Here is a 17,263-nt window from a genome sequence, read left to right as displayed (position 1 = left end):
ATAATTCCTTAAATATACGACTCATAGCATGATGAGATTACGGAGGTAATATGAAAGCAGCTATTATCACACTTGCCGGAATTTCCAGCAGGTTCAATGAAGGAATACCGGAATCTGAGAAGATTCATAAGAGTATTTATTTCGAGGGTGAGAAGAAGGATACGATACTTTTTCATCTTTTGAAAAAATGTATATTTGCTGACAGGATAATCCTTGTTGGTGGATATAAGTATGATGATATAAAGGATTATATAGACAGTCTTCCTGATGAATATAAAAAGAAGATCACTCTTACTTACAATGAGCATTTCGAAGATCTTGCTTCAGGTTACAGCCTTTACGTAGGCCTTAATGAGCTTTTTAAGGAGAAAGAGAATATCGAGGAAGTATTATTTATCGAAGGTGATCTTGATGTGGATAAGACATCATTTGATAAGATCGTTAAGGCTGATAAGAGCGTGCTTACATATTCATTTGAACCTATTTATGCTAAGAAAGCAGTAGTTCTTTATAAAGATGGCGAAGATAGATTTAAATATGCATTTAACAGCAGTCACGGGCTGCTTAAGATAGATGATCAGTTTTCTGTCATACTTAATTCCGGACAAACATGGAAATTCACTGATATAAATAAGCTTAAAGAAGCAAATGATGAGTTCTATGAGAAGGAAAAAGACGGAACCAATTTGAAGATCATTCAGAATTATATCAATAGATGTTCATCGGATGATTTCTGTCTTGTAAGCATAGACAGATGGACAAATTGTAATACCAGAGATGATTATAAAAAATTACTTACATACTGGGAGGAAGATGAAAATGAAAACATTAAATGAGAGACTCAAGACAGTTGAGAAACATATCAAAAAAGAAGAAATAAAAGTTATGATCATAGGACTTGGAAGTGTTGGTTCATATCTTTTGGATTATCTTGTAAGCCAGAATGATCCTGCTCTCAGTGTCGTTGTTGTTGGACGTGATGAAGCTAAAATGCAGCAGAAGGTAAATATCATCAGAGTCGGCGCTCTTATAAGAGGACTCAATAAGTCACATATCGCTGTTGAAGGAAATGTTGACCTTAATGATATCGCAAGCATTCAGAAGGCTATTGAGAAGCATGATCCTGATTTTATTGTAAATTCAAGCAGAGCTTATCCGGGACTTAAGTATGGAAGTATCTCTTGGTCAAATGTAAGAGCATACGGTATCTGGAGCCCGCTTTCAATCAGATTCACAAAGAATATAATGGATGCCTGTGATGCAGCTGATACAAATGCAGTAGTCATCAATACATCTTATTCTGATGCAGTTATTCCATGGCTTAAGAGTGCAGGTAAGGCTTATCCTGATTTCGGAAGCGGAAATCTTAATCATCTTATTCCAAGAATGAAATTTGCAGTAGCTGATATGCTTAAGGTAAAGGATTTCTGGAATGTTGAGATTGCATTTGCAGCAGGTCATTTCCATGATGTTGTTATCAGTAAGGAAGGCCATACAGAAGGCGTTACACTTCCTTTAAAGGTTTATTATAAGGGCGAAGAGCAAAATCTTTCACACGAAGAAATCTATAAAGCATGCAGTATTTCAATGCCTGTAGATCAGACAAGAAATATGATGAATGCATCAAGTAATTTCCAAATCATAAAGGCTGTAATAGATGCTGTTCGTACACAGGAAGATCAGAAGCTTTTCATTCCTGGATTTGACGGACAGATCGGTGGATATCCTGTAATTGTAGGATATAAGAACAATGAGCTTTCAGCATATATTGATGAATCTGATTTCAGCTTTGAAGAGATGAACAAGGCTGACAGAGAATCAATGGCTCTTGATGGAATTGAAGATGTTGTAGACGGAAATCTTATCTACACAGATGCTCTTATCGCTAAGGCCGAGAAAGCATTCGGTGCAACACTTCCTAAGAAGGTTGCTTACGATGATATCGATAAGACAGCAAAATTTATAATTGATAATATTATTACACCTAAGCTTAATGAAAAAGCTTAATATTCTTCCGGAGGACAGTAATGAAGATAGAAAAGTTAGTTGAGATAATCGGTTCGGATTTTTATACAGGAGTTCCTGACAGTCAGCTTCAGGCACTTTGTAATTATCTAATGAATACATATGGTATAGATCAGAAGCATCATATAATAGCTGCAAATGAAGGTAACTGTGCTGCAATTGCTGCAGGATATCATCTTTCAACAGGTAAAGTTCCTGTTGTTTATATGCAGAATAGTGGTGAAGGAAATATCATTAATCCTGTTGCTTCACTTTTAAATGATAAGGTTTATGCTATCCCTGTTATTTTCATCGTAGGATGGAGAGGAGAGCCGGGTGTTCATGATGAGCCTCAGCATATTTATCAGGGAGAAGTTACTGTAAAACTTCTTGAAGATATGGGTATCGAACCATTTATCATCGGTAAAGAAACAACTGATGAAGAAGTTGCGAAGAAGATGGAAGAATTTAACGAGATCCTTAAGACAGGTAAGAATGTTGCATTCGTCATCAGAAAAGGCGCAATCTCATATGATGAGAAGGTTGTTTATAAGAATGACAACAAGATGGTCCGTGAAGAGATAATCGGGCATATTGTTAAGGCGGCAGGTGAAGATCCGATAGTATCAACTACAGGTAAAGCAAGTCGTGAACTTTTTGAGATAAGAGAGGCCAATAAGCAGTCTCATAAATATGATTTCCTTACTGTTGGTTCAATGGGACACAGTTCATCAATAGCACTCGGAATCGCTATCAATAAACCGGATACCAGAATATGGTGTATCGATGGTGACGGTGCAGCGCTTATGCATATGGGTGCTATGGCTGTTATCGGTTCCAATAAGCCTTCAAATCTTATTCATCTCGTTATCAATAACGGGGCTCATGAAACAGTAGGAGGAATGCCTACAGTTGCGGGAAATATTAATATTGTGGAAATCGCAAAAGCCTGCGGTTATCCGAATGCTATAAGTGTAGATAATTTTGATGATCTTGATAAGGAACTTGAAAATGCTAAGGCACGTAAAGAATTAAGCCTTATCGAAATTAAATGTTCTCTTGGGGCGAGAGCAGACCTTGGTCGTCCGACAACAACTGCACTTGAAAATAAAGAAAACTTTATGGAGTTTCTTAAAACACTGTAAGGGATTCGAATTTTATGTATAGCATTTAAGAATGACAGAACATAAAAGTGAAGAAAGGGATTTGTATGAGTAAAATATCTAAAAGTATTTTAGATTTTATTGTTAAAGGGAATCAAAAGAATTCTTTTAAGGTTGAAGTGATGGATCCTGATGATCCAAAGCTTAAAAAACGTAAAAAGAAAAAGGATTCAGAAACAAAATCCGATAAGGCCACTCCTCCCGGAAGTAAAAGGTTTAAAGCAGTTATCATTGCACTTTTAGTATGTGGGGTGATAGGCTTTTGCATTAATTATGTTGCCCTTCCGGCATGGAATCTCCATAGCAGAGGTTTCTGGGGATTTATGATATTTGAGACGCTTCTTTTTATGGCCATTTATGAGCTGAGCCTTTTTGAAAATGGTTACAGAATGGCGATAGGAGATAAGATAGTCTGTGCTATACCATTTGTTCTGATAGGACTTTATTTTATATTATCTATCATCGGCGCTATGATATTTAATTCAAAAAGATATGCCAACATCATTAAAGTGGAGAATGGTAAATTTGAGGAGGATATACAGCCGGTTAAATCAGTAAATAATATTGCTCTTATGGATACGGAAACAGCAAAGGTTTTCGGAGAGAGAACTCTCGGATCCCTTTCGGATGTTGTTTCACAGTATGACTTGTCAGGTGAATATGCGCAGATAAATTATCAGGGTAATCCAATGAAGGTTTCCTCTCTTCAGTATGAAGGATTCTGGAAATGGGTTGCGAATAAGAAAGACGGTATTCCGGGATATGTTCTTGTTGATCCTGTAAATAATACTTCCAAATATGTAAAGCTTGAAAAGCCGATTCATTATAGTCCGTCAGAGTATTTCCATAATGATCTTATGAGAACTCTCAGACGTAAATATCCTACAAAGATGTTCTATGATGTATATTTTGAAGTTGATGAAGAAGGAAATCCTTATTATGTAGCCGCTACTGAATCGCCAACAATAGGATGGTTTTCAGGTATGGAAATCGATGGTGCGGTTGTAATGGATGCTTCGACAGGTGAGTCGAAATATTATAAGGCGAAAGATATTCCTGAATGGGTTGATGTTGTTTATGACGGAGATTATATAACAGAGAAACTTAACTGGAACGGTAAATATCAGAATGGATTCCTCAACAGTCTCTTTGCTAAAAAGGGATGTCGTAAAACAACAGATGATTATGGATATATTTCCATTGGAACAGATATTTATTATTATACAGGTATCACATCTGCAGCGGGAGACTCTTCAAATATCGGAGTTGTTCTCGTTAATGAAAGAACATGTGAGACTAAGTTCTATGAGATAGCCGGTGCGGATGAGCATTCGGCAATGGAGGCAGCGGAAGGTGAAGTTCAGCAGTATGGCTACACTGCATCATTCCCATCAATCATCAATGTAAATGGTGAGCCGACATATATAATGGTTCTTAAAGATAATAACAATATCGTAAAAGAATATGCCATGGTAAATCTTGAAAACTATACTAAGGTTGTTGTGGCGGATACTCAGACAGAAGCATTTTCAAAATATATTACTCTTCTTGGAATAGATGAACCTGAAGACAATAAGGACGAAGATGTAAAATATATTGATAAAAAAATTAAAGTCAAAGAAATAAATTATATTGTTATAGAAGGGAATACTGTGGCTTACATAAAAGCAGAAAACGGCCCGATTTATAAGACTTCATTTACAGAAGATCTTATAACTCTTGAAAGTGGTATGACTGTTACAGTTCGTTACAATGAAAAATTCGACAATAGCGACATTATTTCCGTTTCCGAGGTTATTAAATAACCGGCGGGTAGTGTGAAATTTCATAGCGGATTAATTGGTCGACTGAGTAATAAAACCAAGTTATGAATCGTATGACGGGTGGAATGCTCGAGTGTGGATCAATTGATTCGATGAATAAAAAAACTCCGACAGAAATCAGTTATCTGAAATCTGTCGGAGCTTTTTTTATATGTTTAAAATATTATGCAAGAGAAGCGGTGATTATAGCCATGGAATAAACTTCAATTGCGTTACATCCTCTTGAAAGATCATTTATCTGTGCATTAAGTCCGAGAAGAATAGGACCATATGCTTCGAAGTTACCCATTCTCTGGGCAATCTTGTAACCGATATTTCCGGCGTTGATGTCAGGGAAAATAAATGTATTTGCATATCCGGCAACATTTGAATCAGGACATTTCTGACGAGCTACTCTAGGAGAAACGGCTGAGTCAAACTGGAATTCACCATCGATAGGTGTATCAGGATATTCTTCGATTGCTTTCTGTGCTGCATTTCTCATTTTTGTAACTGTATCGCCGGCGCCTGATCCGTGAGTAGAATATGAAAGGAATGCAACCTTTGGATCTATACCGAATACCTTGGCACACTGGATTGTTTCACCGCAGATTTCAACAAGTTCATCTTCTGATGGGCTGATATTGATAGCACAGTCCGCCATGGCGATAACTTCATTACCACCTGTAACAGATGGACGAACGAGAATGAAGCATGATGAAACGATTGAATTACCAGGTTTTGTTTTGATGATCTGAAGAGCAGGTCTTACGGTATCGGCTGTTGAATAAGTAGCGCCACCGAGAAGACAGTCGGCAACTTTCATCTGAACAAGCATTGTTCCGAAATAGTTTGCCTGGCGAAGGATCTTTTCTGCTTTTTCCTTTGTCATTCCTTTTGCTTTTCTGATCTCTACAAATATATCAACCATTTCATCGAAACGGTCATAGTTTTCAGGGTCTATAATCTCGGCACCGCGTATATTGAATCCGGCATCTTCAGCTGCTTTCCATATCTCATCACGGTTTCCGAGAAGAACAGGGTGAAGGAAGTTACTTGCAAGAAGTCTCGAGGCAGCCTCGAGTATTCTTGGGTCAGATCCCTCGGTAAGTACGATTTTTTTGGGGTCATTTTTTAGTTTCTCAATCATAGAACCAAAACCGAATTCCATATATGATACCTCCTGTGTGAGCTTAATTTCGAAAATAATGTATGATTATACACTATTTTTCATGCATTTTGTAGCTTTTTTGCGATTTTTTTGTATATTTTTTTGTACAATTGCATAGTCATTTAACAATTTTTGAACAATTGATAGCAATATTTGACAAGAAAAAATACCGGGGCATATTGTATATTTTAAGTATAGTAAAAAGTGTAACTTTGTATACTGCTGCCGGGGATATCCGGGGCGATAATATGAGGAGGTACGAATTAATGGTAGTCAGAGATTTTGGACAGATCAGTACAGGTGAGACAGCTCATCTTTATACTGTAAAGAATGGTAATGCAGAAGTTTCCGTAACGGATTTTGGCGCAACACTTGTTAATTTTATATATACATCAAAAGACGGAAAGAAGACAGATATCGTACTTGGATATGATGATGTTAAGGGCTATGAAGATGGCGATAAGTTCTTCGGAGCAACAGTTGGAAGAAGTGCCAACAGAATCGGAAATGCTTCATTTAAGCTTAATGGAAAAGAGTACAAACTTACAGAGAATGACGGAACCAACAATCTTCATAGCGGACCTTGCGGTTATGAGAAGAGAATATGGGATTATATAGAAAGTGCTGAGAACAGCATTACATTTGGATTAAAGAGTGCTGATATGGATCAGGGATATCCCGGAAATGCTTGCATTACAGTTCAGTATACTCTTACAGCTGATGCGGCTCTTGTAATAAGATACACAGCTGTTTCTGATAAGGATACAGTCATGAATCTTACAAACCACAGCTATTTCAATCTTAATGGTGAAGGAAGCGGAAGTATCTTATCGCACAAGATTAAGATTTCAGCTGAGCATTTTACACCTGTTGACAAGAGACTCATCCCTTCAGGCGAGCTTAGAAGTGTAGCAGGAACAAAATTCGATCTCAGAGAATTTACTAAGATTTCAGATAACTTTGATTTAAGTGATGAGCAGATGAATCTTACAGGAGGATTTGATCATAACTTCGCACTTGATCATTCAATCAGTTTCGATAATGATTCAAATATGCTTCTTGCACCTTGCGCTGAAGTTACAAATGATGTATTAAAACTCAGCGTTTACACAGACCTTCCGGGAATTCAGTTCTATAGCGGAAACTTCATCGGAAATGTTAAAGGTAAAGCAGGAAAAGAATACAATTCTCAGGACGGATTATGTCTTGAATCACAGTACTATCCGGACAGTATCAATAAGGCTGCTGACTTCGATGCATTTGAAGCACCAATCCTTAAAGCCGGAAAAGTATATACAACAAAAACAGTATATAAAGTTTCAGAGGTATGATATTTTACAGACTCATGGAACATAAGAGATAGAAATGAAAAATACAGAAAGGAGGGGTAAGTTGAACGAGGAATTTATAAATAAGGCAGAAGAACTCGTTGGTAAGATGACTATCGAAGAAGCGATGACACAGCTTAGATTCAATGCGCCTGCTATTGATAGACTGGGTATTCCTTCATACAACTGGTGGAATGAAGGACTTCACGGACTTGCCAGAAGTGGAACCGCAACGGTATTTCCGCAGGCAGTGGGACTTGCTTCAATGTTTGACAGAGATATCCTGCAGAAGATTGCAGATGTTGTTTCTACAGAAGCAAGAGCAAGATATAATGAATGTACTAAAGACGGCGACAGAGGAATCTATAAAGGCATAACACTTTGGTCACCGAATATAAATATCTTCAGGGATCCGAGATGGGGACGAGGTCAGGAAACATTTGGTGAAGATCCATATCTTACCGGAGAACTTGGACTTAGTTTTATAAAAGGGCTTCAGGGAGATGGCAAATATCTGAAGACTGCGGCATGTGCAAAGCATTTTGCTGTACATTCAGGTCCTGAAGCAGTAAGACATAGCTTTAATGCTGAGGCATCACCTAAAGACATGAATGAAACTTATCTGCCGGCATTCGAAAAGGCGGTTAAGGCAGGAAATGTTGAGACTGTAATGGGTGCATATAACAGAACCAACGGTGAGCCTTGCTGCGGAAGTGAGACACTGCTTGATAAAACACTCAGAAAAGAGTGGGGATTCAAGGGACATGTTGTATCGGACTGCTGGGCAATAAGAGATTTTCACACCAATCACAAAGTTACTGACGCACCGTTTGAATCGGTTGCTATGGCGCTCAATGCAGGATGCGATCTTAACTGCGGTAACAGTTACGAATGTATGCAGACGGCTCTTGATGAAGGACTTATTACTGAAGAAGCGATCAGAACAGCTGCTAAGCGTTTATTTACAACAAGAATGAAGCTTGGAATGTTTGCGGACGACTGCGAATATGATAGTCTCGGACAGCTGGATATTGATACTCCGGAAAGCAGAAAGCTTTCATATGAGGCAAGTTGTAAATCAATCGTAATGCTTAAAAATGACGGCATACTTCCACTGAAGAATGTTAAGACTATAGGCGTTATCGGACCGACAGCAGCTTCAATCGAAGTCCTGAACGGAAATTATAACGGAACAGCAGCGGAATATATTACAAATCTTACGGGAATTCAGAGAGTTGCCGGAGATGACATAAGAGTTCTTTATGCCAAAGGAAGTCACCTTTATCTTGATAAAGAGCAGCCACTTGGCGAAGTAGATGACAGAATCGCCGAAGCGCTCAGCGTTGCAAGACATAGTGATGTGATAGTTGTATCTGTCGGACTTGATGCAACTCTCGAAGGTGAAGAAGGCGATACGGGAAATGCATTTGCAGCAGGTGATAAGGTTAATCTTTTCCTGCCGGATTGCCAGAGAAGACTTATCAGAAAACTTGCAGAGATAGGTACACCGATGATTCTTGTAAATAATACAGGAAGTGCGATGGATCTCACTGAAGAAGAAGGATATGCATCAGCTATACTTCAGTGTTGGTACAGTGGTGCATACGGCGGACTTGCTCTTGCAGATACTATTTTTGGTAAAAATAATCCAAGCGGAAAGCTTCCGGTTACATTTTATAAAGACGGAACACTTCCTGACTTTGAAGATTACAGCATGAAAGGCCGTACTTACCGTTACCTCTATGAGGATGCGGAATATCCATTCGGATACGGACTTAGCTATACAAAATTCAGTTATGATTCACTGAATATTAGAAATTCTGAGGACAGTAACAAGATCATCTGCAGCTTTAATGTTACTAATATCGGTGACATTTCCGGAGATGGAGTATCGGAGATTTATATCGCCGGACATATAGTTGAAAAAGCTGAAAATGAAATGAATGATGCATATCTCGGTAAGATGGAGATTGATAATCAGCCGAAATGGAGCCTTGCAGGATTTGAAAGAACATCCCTTAATGCGGGAGAGAAGAAGCGTATTACGGTCGAGCTTGATAAAGACAGCTTTAAGACAGTATTGTCAGATGGCTCAAAAGAACTGCTTCACGGTAAATATACTATTTACGTAGGTGGAAGCCAGCCGGATGAACTTAGTAGAAATCTTACGGGTTCATCACCGATAAGTATCGAGATCGATCTGTAGAATAAAATTTTATTAGAGAAGGAGAAAGCAAAATGAAACTTTTTATCGACACAGCTAATGTAGAGGACATTCGTAAAGCTAATGACATGGGAGTTATTTGTGGAGTTACAACAAACCCATCACTTATCGCAAAAGAAGGAAGAGATTTCAAGGAAGTAATCAAGGAAATCGCTGAGATAGTAGACGGGCCTATCAGTGGAGAGGTTAAGGCTACTACGGTTGATGCAGAAGGAATGATCAAGGAAGGACGCGAGATCGCTGCAATCCATCCAAATATGGTTGTTAAGATCCCTATGACAGTAGAAGGTCTTAAGGCAGTTAAGGTTCTTTCGAAAGAAGGCATCAAGACAAATGTTACACTTATCTTCAGTGCAAATCAGGCCCTCCTTGCAGCCAGAGCAGGAGCTACATATGTATCTCCATTCCTCGGAAGACTTGATGATATCAGCTCACCTGGTATCAATCTTATTGAAGATATCGTACAGATATTTGATAACTATGGCCTTGAGACAGAGATCATTGCAGCAAGTATCAGAAATCCAATCCATGTAACAGACTGTGCACTTGCAGGCGCAAGCATCGCAACAATTCCTTACTCTGTAATCGAGCAGATGACAAAGCATCCTCTTACAGATCAGGGTATTGAGAAGTTCAAGAAGGATTATCTTGCAGTATTTGGTGAATAATTTAAAAAAATAAAATAAAAAGATCATCATGGTGTCCGGACGGAGTTTACTTTGTCCGGATATCTGATGATTAGTGTTTAGGAGGACAATATGTATATAGGAGTTGATCTTGGTACTTCAGCAGTTAAGCTTCTGCTTATGGATGGTGACGGTACTATAATCAAAACAGTTTCAAAGGAATATCCTATTTTCTTTCCACAGGATGGTTGGTCAGAGCAGAATCCGTCAGATTGGTTAAAGCAGTCAATAGCCGGAATCAGAGAAATCTCTGAGGGATATACAGATAAGATCGAAGGTATCGGCGTCGGCGGACAGATGCACGGTCTTGTATGCTTAGACGAAAATGATAATGTTATTCGTCCTGCAATTCTTTGGAATGACGGAAGAACAGAGAAAGAGGTTGATTACCTCAATAATACAATCGGTAAAGATAAATTATCAAAATATACCGGTAATATCGCATTTGCAGGATTTACTGCACCAAAGATCCTTTGGATGAAGGCTAATGAGCCTGAGAACTTCAGCAAGATCAAGAAGATCATGCTTCCTAAGGATTATATTGTTTATATGTTCACAGGAATTTCTGCTTCAGAATATTCTGATGCAGCCGGAATGCTTCTTCTTGATACAGAGCACAAGTGCTGGTCAAAGGAAATGATTGACATTTGCGGAATCAAGGAAGAGATGCTTCCAAAACTTCATGAAAGTTATGATGTTGTAGGTGAAGTTAAGAGCAGCATTATGAGTGACCTTGGACTTACAGGTACAGTTAAGGTTGTTGCCGGTGCCGGAGATAATGCAGCTGCAGCTATCGGAACAGGTGCTTGCGGTGCAGGAAAGTGTAACCTTTCGCTCGGTACATCAGGAACTATTTTCATTACATCAGATAAGTTTGCTGTAGATGATAACAATTCACTTCACAGCTTCTGCCATGCAGACGGCGGTTTCCATCTTATGGGATGTATGCTTTCAGCTGCATCATGCAACAAATGGTGGATGGATGATATAATCCGTGATACTGATTATGCTGCAGAGCAGAAGAAGATGGATAAGATCGGAACAAACAATGTTTACTTCCTCCCTTATCTTATGGGTGAGAGATCTCCATACAACAATCCAAGACTTAAGGCCGGATTCATGGGAATCAGAATGGATACAACAAGAGAAGATATGTCTCTTGCAGTTCTTGAAGGTGTTGCATTCGGACTTAGAGATTCTCTTGAAGTAGCAAGAAGTCTTGGAATCGAAGTTACAGAATCAACAATCTGTGGTGGTGGAGCTAAGAGCCCACTTTGGAGAAAGATCATCGCTAACGTAATGAACCTTAACATCATGACAGTTGAAAATGATGAAGGACCTGCACTCGGTGGTGCTATACTTGCTGCTGTCGGATGCGGAAGATATAAAGATGTTATTGAAGCAAAGAAGAATATCATCAGATACAAGGAAACAATCACTCCGGATGCTGAACTTACAGCCAGATATGAGGAGAGATATCAGAATTTCCATGAGATCGTTAAGACGATAATTCCGCTTTACTAAAGCTTATATACCTAAGGGGTATTGGAAAAGGAGCTTATTATGGGAAAACTTAAATTATCAGCGATCTTCAGTGATGGGATAATATTACAGAGAGATACAACCGAAAATGTTATTTGGGGAATCTCGGGTCCTGACAGTGAAGTTACATTGAGTATAACAGGTGATGGTTATTCCGAGTCCGGAATGACAGTATGTGATCTTCAGGGATTCTTCCAGGTTCAGCTTCCGGCTATCCCTGCGGGCGGACCTTACTGTATTAAAGTATCATCAGGCGGAGAAGAAAAGGTTATAAATAATGTTCTTTTCGGTGATGTATTTGTACTGAGCGGTCAGTCAAATATGGAGCTTATGATCGATAGAGTATATGATGAATACAAAGATTATCTTGATACTCTTGATGATGATAATATCAGAGCATTTCAGATTGACAGAAATCCTGTTTTCAAGAATCCTGAAGAGATGCTTGAGACCGGAAGATGGATGTCACTTAATCGGGAAAATCTTATGCTTTTCAGTGCTGTTGGACTTTTTGCGGCAATCAAGATCCGCAAGGAAATAGGAGTTCCGATTGGTATGTATCAGACAGCCGTCGGTGGTTCACCTATTTGTTCATGGCTCAGTGAAGAGTCCGTAAGAAGACTTTCACTTGATACAGAAGACCTTGACAAAGCGCAGCAGGATGGATATGTTAAGAAGGTTGAAGAGGCCGATTTAAAGCGTGATACAGCATGGCTTGATGAAGCTAAAGCAAGTTTCAAGAAGTTTGATGAAGATGGAATTTCAGAGAAGAGCTTTACCGGAGTTGAGTTCCCTGGATATTACGGCAAATATATCGGTCACGATTTCTGTGGTTCTGTAGTTCTTACCAAGAAGTTTGTTGTTGGAGATGATGTTGACGTATCTCAGCCTGCAAGACTTACTCTTGGTGTTTTCAGAGATGCTGATGAAGCATATATAAACGGAAAATTTGTTGGAGAAACATTATATCGTTATCCTCCGCGTAAGTATGAGCTCCCTGCCGGAACACTTAAAAAGGGCGAGAACGTACTTAAGGTAAATCTGTATATTAACAGAGGCGAAGGTTGGGCTATGCCGGGTAAGGATTATATGATAAAGATGGCAGATGGAACAGTCATTGATCTTAAAGGAAATGATCTTGACATCCATGTTGTTAAAACAATGGAAGAGCTTCCATATGCAACATTTTTTATTTATTACCCAACGGCCAATTATCATGGTATAATATATCCGATACAGAGACAGCGTGTAAAAGGTGTATTCTGGTATCAGGGTGAGTCAAATGTCATGAGATATGAGACATACAGATCGGAATTTGCGGCAATGACTGCAGATTGGAGAAGAATCTTCAGAGAACCTGAACTTCCATTCATTTCTGTTCAGATCGCATCTTATTCCGAGGGAGATATCAAACCTGAAAAGTATGACTGGGCTGACTTTAGAGAGGCTCAGCTTCAGTGCGAATCTATAGATAATTCATGCATGGTTCAGGCTTATGATCTTGGTGAATATAATGATCTTCATCCGGTTAAGAAGAAGCCGGTAGGAGAAAGAGTTGCCGAGGCGGCGCTTAAGACTATTTACGAGAAAAAGCCTTATTTCAAAGGACCTTCCATGAAAGATATCAAGACCGTAAATGACGGAATAAAGATAACTTTCAAGACAAAGACTTCACTTGTTGCAAAAGGAAGTGAAGACGGCGTGATAAAGGGATTTTCATTTGTTAAAGAAAATGAAAATGGTAAGACATTTATCCCTGCCGAAGGAAAACTTGAAGCGGACGGAAGTGTATTTGTTAAGCTTCCTGTTGATCAGTCATTTGATGTGATCAGCTATGCATGGAATAACAGTCCGGATGATGCAAATCTTTATGATAAAGAAGATAAGCCGACTGTACCTTTTTATACACTGTTGTCACAGTAGACCTAACAACAGGATGGATAAAAGATGTTTAGAAGGACGAAGAAGCTTATAAGATTTCTCGGAAATATCAATAATATGAAACTTGGTACAAAGTTCAGATACCTTTTCATTGCATTTGTTTTTGTGCCACTTATAGTATCAAGTCTTATCATCATTAATTCGGTTTATTCGAGTTATGAAGAGAAAGACAGCAGAAAGCACAAAAATGAGGCAGAGATTCTGAAGAATACCATTTATAGCGAGTTTGATTATGCTTCTGCCATCGGTCAGAATATGTACAAGAATGATTATCTTGAAAGATTTCTGAGCGAGAGGTATTCAAGTCCTTACGAATATTTCCTGGCATATCTTTCGATCACATCAAAGTCAACGATCGGAAGTAACATGGGCATGGACAATGCCAGGGTTATGATTTATGCAGACAATGAGACAATTCTGAACGGCGGTGAGTTTTTTAAACTCAAGCCGGTCAGGATGACTCAGTGGTATAATGTACTTGCAAAAGAAAAAAGCGGAACAAGGCTTATGTTTTACTATGATACGACCAGGGTTCCGTATGTGGCAGCGAAGAGAAAAATCTTTTTCCTTAGAAAGCTTGATTCAAAATCCTATAACGGTTGCGAACGAGTTCTCAAGATCGAAATGGATTATTCTAAGTTTGCAAACAAACTGGCGGGTATTGCCAAGGAATATGATGTTTATATCCTGGGAGATAATAAAGTTATCTATTCCAATGTAGAGGCCAATAATACCAGTCAGAATTTTAAAAAGTTCACAAAAGAAGCAGATGTAGGATACAGCACAAAGTTTAAACTTTACGGCCTTGATATGGAAATCTGTATCATAAGAGAAAGCGGATTGAAATTTGCGAATCTTATCAGGATTTTTCCACTGGTCCTCCTTTTCGTTGTTATGAACATCTGTCTTCCTTTATATGTATTGTCAAAACTTGAGAAATCACTTATCAGACGACTTAATATCATTGAACAGGCTTTCTCAAGAGTTAATGATGAAGAATTACATAAGATAGAAGATATTCCGGGATCCGATGAGATTTCAGAACTGATGAACAACTACAATGTGATGGTCGACAGGACCAATTCGCTTATTCAGACTGTATATAAGGATAAGCTTAATGAACGAGAGATGGACATTGCGAGACAAAATGCTGAACTGCTTGCGCTGCACAGTCAGATAAATCCGCATTTCCTGTTTAATGCTCTTGAGAGTATACGAATGCACAGTATCATCAAGAGAGAATATGAAACAGCTGACATGGTTGAATGTCTTGCTGTAATGCAGCGAAATAATACTAACTGGGGAAATGATATGGTCAGCGTACGCGACGAAGCTGAATTCGTAAAAGCGTACCTTGAACTTCAAAAATATAGATTTGGCGATAGATTGTCATACAGAATAGAAATAGATAAGGAATGTGAAGAAATTGTCATTCCAAAACTTACAATAGTTACATTCGCGGAAAATGCATGCATACATGGTATTGAGAAAAAGGCTAAACCGGGATGGATTTTTGTCAGAGTATATAAGGAAGAAAGATATACTGTGATCGAAGTTGAGGATACCGGTGCGGGTATGACGGATGACGAGGCAGAATTTATGAAGCAACTAATGGCAACGTCAAGTATTGAGAACCTTAAGACCAACAAGCATGTAGGTATAATGAATGCTTGTCTAAGATTAAAAATGATGAATAAGGGTGTCTCCTTCAGAGTTGAAAGTGAAGATAAGACAGGCACACTTATTGAGATAAGAATTCCATTTGACGAGATGTAAGCAGAGTGTAAGGAGGGGACATATGCTTAATGTTATGCTTGTCGATGATGAACCATATATAACACAAGGATTATCACTGATCATCGACTGGGAAAAAGAAGGATATAAAATTATATATATAGCCAATAATGGTCTGGAAGCGGTTGATTACCTTAAAAGTACTAAGGAAACTGTAGATCTTATCATTGCTGATATCAGAATGCCGGAGATGACGGGTATCGAACTTCTTGAAAAAATCAGAGAAGAAAATCTTTCGGATGCATATTTTGTTGTGCTCAGCGGTTATGCGGATTTCGGATATGTAAGAGATGCAATGCGTAACGGTTGCGTTGAATATATGCTTAAACCGGTAAATAAGGATGAGCTTCTTACGGTACTGAGAAAGCTTTCCGAAAACAGGAAAAATGATAAGATGACAGAGGAACATCTTAAGGCTGCCGATGATGCACTTCTTGAGAAAAATCTCAGTCGACTCATCAAAGGAAGGTTTGATGAAGAGAATCTTATGTGGGTTCGAGAAAATGTCAAGCTTTACGGAAGAATAAGATATGTCTACATAGAGATTTACGGTGGTGGCAATGATGAGGAAGATGAAGTTCTTCAGTCGGAACAGAAGATACTCTTCAGTGCATGTAAAGATGCGCTTCCGGATGATGAAGGAATTCTTCTGGATATGGCATGGAGCAGCACCGGATACGGAGTTGGATATATTTTTAACGGCGATAATATAGATAACAGCGGCAAATATACAGATGAAGAGTTTTTAGATAAATTCCTTCAGAAGATTAAAAGAAGTATCAATAAACCGATACATCTCATAGCCGGAAAGAGTGTTAAAGATATTTCAACTATTTCAAAGTCATACAGTACCGCATTGATACTGAGACAGCAGATCGCTTTCCATGATACGAAAGATATTTACATTTATGAAGATGAGATAAAAGTCAATAAGGCAAATGTATTATTATGTAAGAAGAGTCTTGATGAACTTATTAAATCCATCGATGAAGGCGATGAAGCGAGGATCATAGAATCCGTGGATGGCTTCTATAAAGAAATGTCCAACATGGGTGTTAATGAGAATACAGTAAGTCTTAACCTGAATTATTTCCTGTTCCAACTCATACATCTTGCTACAGAACAGGATAGTGAAGTGAATCAGGAAGAGATACTTGATTATATAAGTGAGAGCGCTTTCGAAGATGGCGTTAAGAGAGGCAGTAAGAGTCACCTCAGATATTTCTCAATTGAATATTCGAAGTACATGTCTCAGCTGAGAAAAAATGTCAGCCGAGGAGTGCTTCAGGATATAGAAAATGAAGTTAAAGAAAATTATGCAGAAAACCTCAGCCTTAAAGAGTTGAGCAGAAAGTATTATATAAACAGTTCCTACCTCGGACAGCTCTTTAGGAAAAAATATGGAAAATCCTTTAAAGATTACCTTACCGATTACCGTATTGAGGAAGCAGCAAAGCTTCTGTTAAAGACCGATAAAAAGATAATAAACATTTCTGAGGAGGTTGGTTATAAAGACAGCGATTATTTCCTTCAGAAGTTTATTGAAAGAAAAGGATGTACACCATCCAAATACAGAAGGACTTATAGTTAAAAAATAAGTATTTTCTA

The 17,263-nt window shown here is 38.5% G+C and carries 12 protein-coding genes; 11 read left to right on the top strand and 1 reads right to left on the bottom strand.

The window, feature by feature from the left end; translation table 11 throughout:
* Positions 1–50: 50 nt before the first annotated feature.
* From B5D25_RS00760 to B5D25_RS00745, 4 genes are all read left to right on the top strand, one after another.
* Positions 51–836, top strand: coding sequence for a DUF6564 domain-containing protein (locus B5D25_RS00760; protein WP_078785833.1), 786 nt, complete (start codon positions 51–53; stop codon positions 834–836).
* Positions 820–2,007 carry a saccharopine dehydrogenase NADP-binding domain-containing protein gene (locus tag B5D25_RS00755; RefSeq protein ID WP_078785832.1) on the top strand — a complete coding sequence of 396 codons (1,188 nt, stop codon included), beginning with the start codon at positions 820–822 and terminating at the stop codon, positions 2,005–2,007. Before B5D25_RS00760 ends, B5D25_RS00755 begins: the two co-directional genes overlap by 17 nt.
* Before the next feature lie 20 nt (positions 2,008–2,027).
* A complete protein-coding gene (gene aepY / locus B5D25_RS00750; RefSeq protein ID WP_078785831.1) occupies positions 2,028–3,149 on the top strand; it encodes a phosphonopyruvate decarboxylase in 1,122 nt (373 codons plus the stop codon).
* Between the two features lie 65 nt (positions 3,150–3,214).
* Entirely contained in the window at positions 3,215–4,972 is a 1,758-nt protein-coding gene (locus tag B5D25_RS00745) for a hypothetical protein (protein ID WP_078785830.1), read from the top strand.
* A 181-nt stretch (positions 4,973–5,153) separates the two neighbouring features.
* Here the strand turns inward: B5D25_RS00745 and pta are convergent, their stop codons facing one another.
* Positions 5,154–6,140 (bottom strand): phosphate acetyltransferase, encoded by a 987-nt coding sequence (pta, locus tag B5D25_RS00740; protein WP_078785829.1) that lies wholly within the window; start codon positions 6,138–6,140, stop codon positions 5,154–5,156.
* 266 nt (positions 6,141–6,406) lie between these two features.
* Here pta and B5D25_RS00735 point away from each other — a divergent pair, with 266 nt between their 5' ends.
* The 7 genes from B5D25_RS00735 (at position 6,407) to B5D25_RS00705 (ending at position 17,246) form a co-directional block, all read left to right on the top strand.
* A complete protein-coding gene (locus B5D25_RS00735) occupies positions 6,407–7,471 on the top strand; it encodes an aldose epimerase family protein (RefSeq protein WP_090168284.1) in 1,065 nt (354 codons plus the stop codon).
* A gap of 34 nt (positions 7,472–7,505) precedes the next feature.
* Positions 7,506–9,674 (top strand): glycoside hydrolase family 3 N-terminal domain-containing protein, encoded by a 2,169-nt coding sequence (locus B5D25_RS00730; RefSeq protein ID WP_078785827.1) that lies wholly within the window; start codon positions 7,506–7,508, stop codon positions 9,672–9,674.
* A gap of 32 nt (positions 9,675–9,706) precedes the next feature.
* Entirely contained in the window at positions 9,707–10,360 is a 654-nt protein-coding gene (gene fsa / locus B5D25_RS00725) for a fructose-6-phosphate aldolase (protein ID WP_078785826.1), read from the top strand.
* A gap of 90 nt (positions 10,361–10,450) precedes the next feature.
* On the top strand, positions 10,451–11,902 hold the full coding sequence (xylB, locus tag B5D25_RS00720) for a xylulokinase (RefSeq protein WP_078785825.1): 1,452 nt from the start codon (positions 10,451–10,453) through the stop codon (positions 11,900–11,902).
* A gap of 39 nt (positions 11,903–11,941) precedes the next feature.
* Positions 11,942–13,843 (top strand): sialate O-acetylesterase, encoded by a 1,902-nt coding sequence (locus B5D25_RS00715; RefSeq protein ID WP_078785824.1) that lies wholly within the window; start codon positions 11,942–11,944, stop codon positions 13,841–13,843.
* Positions 13,844–13,867: 24 nt separating this feature from the next.
* Positions 13,868–15,637, top strand: a complete 1,770-nt coding sequence (locus B5D25_RS00710) for a sensor histidine kinase (protein ID WP_078785823.1) — start codon at positions 13,868–13,870, stop codon at positions 15,635–15,637.
* A gap of 22 nt (positions 15,638–15,659) precedes the next feature.
* Positions 15,660–17,246: a response regulator transcription factor gene (locus B5D25_RS00705; protein ID WP_078785822.1), complete on the top strand. Its 1,587-nt coding sequence runs from the start codon at positions 15,660–15,662 to the stop codon at positions 17,244–17,246.
* Positions 17,247–17,263: the final 17 nt, after the last annotated feature.

Source organism: Eubacterium ruminantium, from assembly GCF_900167085.1.
Taxonomy (GTDB): domain Bacteria; phylum Bacillota; class Clostridia; order Lachnospirales; family Lachnospiraceae; genus Eubacterium_Q; species Eubacterium_Q ruminantium.
The sequence above is the reverse complement of the archived record's forward strand: the minus strand, read 5'-3'. Positions and strand labels throughout refer to the sequence as shown.